The sequence below is a fragment of the Ruminococcus sp. AM42-11 genome (assembly GCF_003480145.1).
GTDB lineage: Bacteria > Bacillota > Clostridia > Lachnospirales > Lachnospiraceae > Blautia_A > Blautia_A faecis.
In genome coordinates this window covers 1-2,186 of record NZ_QUIO01000090.1, presented here as the reverse complement: position 1 = coordinate 2,186, position 2,186 = coordinate 1, and the positions used below count along the sequence as shown (strand labels likewise).

Genomic DNA, 2,186 nt, shown 5'->3' with positions numbered 1-2,186 from the left:
GCATAGTCGGGTAAGAGAAGAGCATTACTGTCCTTCCCTCCCCTAAGAACCGTACGTGATAGTTTCCCATCATACGGCTCAAGCCTTATAAAGCCTATTGCTGCCACAATAAGCCGGTTGTATATCATTCGTATACAAATTTGAAATTGCTGTAGGATTTATTTTTGCGTTCAGCGAAGTATTCCATCCAAATTTCATCGTAGGGATTCGCTTCCGCTTTAATACGTGTAAAACGGGTAATGTTTGTGTCGGTTGCATATACTAATGCGAGATAATTATCCTCCGTCAGCTTTTCAGAGAAAGTCCAGCTACGGTTTCCGATTCTGTGGAAATATTTATCTCTTATCCATGCGGCTGGTTTGTTTTTATGTCTACGTCGGCACCATCTCCATAGCGCCTTGAATGTCTGCCAGTCCACATATCTAAATGCAACCGAAGATACGTTATACTTCTGAAAGTTCACCCATCCTCTGATAATAGGATTCAGGCATTTGATCAGATCGGATTGCTTGCCCGTTCGGAACTTCTTAATTGTTCCACGAATTTTACGCATAATTGATTTAACATTCTGTTTGATGGTTTGGTAAGTAATTTATCCCCATATTTACGAATATTACAACCCAAAAAGTCAAATCCATCGTGTATGTTCGTAATAACTGTCTTTTCATCCGATAATTCTAATCCTCTTTCATGCATGAACTCTTTTACTAAAGGTAGTACCTCGTTTCTTAATAGTTCCTCTGATGCTCCTGTAATAATGAAATCATCTGCATAGCGCACCAGATCTACTTTTGGATTTATCTGTCTACCTTTCGACCAATACCGTTTGAACTTATTCTTCAATAATCTTTCTAATCCGTCCAATACATAATTACACAGCGTCGGTGAAATAGTACCTCCCTGTGGTGTTCCTTGGTCAGTAGCATTGAGTTTTCCCTTTTCCACAAATCCAGCTTTAAGAAATTTGTGCAAAATTTCTTTGTCCATAGGGATATTCTTTTGCATCCATTCATGATTTATGTTATCGAAACATCCTTTTATGTCACCTTCCAACACCCATTCTGGTGCTGTTTTTCGAGCCAAGTCGACAAAACATTGCTCTATAGCGTCTTGAACACATCTGTTGGGTCTGAATCCGTATGAAGTGCCGTCTGCCAGAGTTTCTGTGACTGGTTCCAGTGCCATTTTGTGTAATGTTTGCATTGCCCTATCTTTCATTGTAGGAATACTCAGTGGTCTCTTTTTTCCATTTTTCTTTGGAATGTAGATTCGTCTGAGCGGTTGAGGTTGGTATCCTCTTCTCTGAAGTGTGAATATGGCGTTAAATTTGTCCTCATTACTTATCCAACACACGCCATCTACTCCAGGTGTTCTTTTACCCTTGTTTTCTGTTACTCTTTTTACAGCAATTGCTTTTGCATAAAACGAATGAGTCAGAGTCCATTGTAAGGATTTGATTTTTCCTACTCTGTTCTCCTTTACAGCCTTTGCAATACGCATCTGCAGTTTCTTAACCTCATATTCAGCTGTTCCAAAATCAATATCCTTCCAGCTCTTAATGTGATTTGAAGATGCACACGATTTCTCGTACATTTGCATTTCTCCTTTCAGAAATTCTGCTAATTCTCTTGCAACATAAGACCAGACGGAAGTCTGCCCCCTTTCGGGTGAGTATATTCTCTATCCTTCTCATTACAAGAAGGCATTCGCTTTCTCCGTCCTCCTTACCCGCACATCTATCGGTTTCCCTTACGGGTTACTTTCCGTATCTTTATGGAGATATACGGGCTTACCTTGTTCCACTACATTTATGCTGGTAGATTAGGCTCCACCTTTCTGCCGACGGTTCTATAGTCCGTGTGATGGCTGTTTCAACCCCCAACCAAACCGCATTCCCATTTTGGGCCAGGCCCAGCAACCTTTGGCCTGTTCGCGCATAACGGCATTTACCAGTGATTCAGATATCTTAGCCATTCTATCCCAGTCATCATCTCAAGTCAGTGTTGCTCTTACTTGTTCTTATCCTCACGGAATCAGTTCTACATCTCTGTAAAGATGATTTTTCATATCTCGTTTCCTCATAGCAGTTACCCGCTACTTTGTAGATATTAGACTCAACTGACGGAACAGCAGGTCTTACACCTTACGGTAAGACAATAAATGTAGTGACTTTCAAGTCACACAAA

2 protein-coding genes are annotated in these 2,186 nt (G+C 40.6%); both read right to left on the bottom strand.

The annotated features are described in order from the left end of the window. Positions 1-124 precede the first annotated feature (124 nt). A complete protein-coding gene (locus DW904_RS24405; protein WP_243110553.1) occupies positions 125-553 on the bottom strand; it encodes a group II intron maturase-specific domain-containing protein in 429 nt (142 codons plus the stop codon). Then, positions 496-1,593, bottom strand: a complete 1,098-nt coding sequence (gene ltrA, locus DW904_RS22475) for a group II intron reverse transcriptase/maturase (protein ID WP_243110552.1) — start codon at positions 1,591-1,593, stop codon at positions 496-498. The genes DW904_RS24405 and ltrA overlap by 58 nt, the downstream gene beginning before the upstream one ends. Positions 1,594-2,186 lie beyond the last annotated feature (593 nt).

Coding starts and splice junctions, on each gene's coding strand:
- DW904_RS24405 (WP_243110553.1), bottom strand. CDS start 553: ATGCGTAAAATTCGTGGAACAATTAAGAAGTTCCGAACGGGCAAGCAA.
- ltrA (WP_243110552.1), bottom strand. CDS start 1,593: ATGTACGAGAAATCGTGTGCATCTTCAAATCACATTAAGAGCTGGAAG.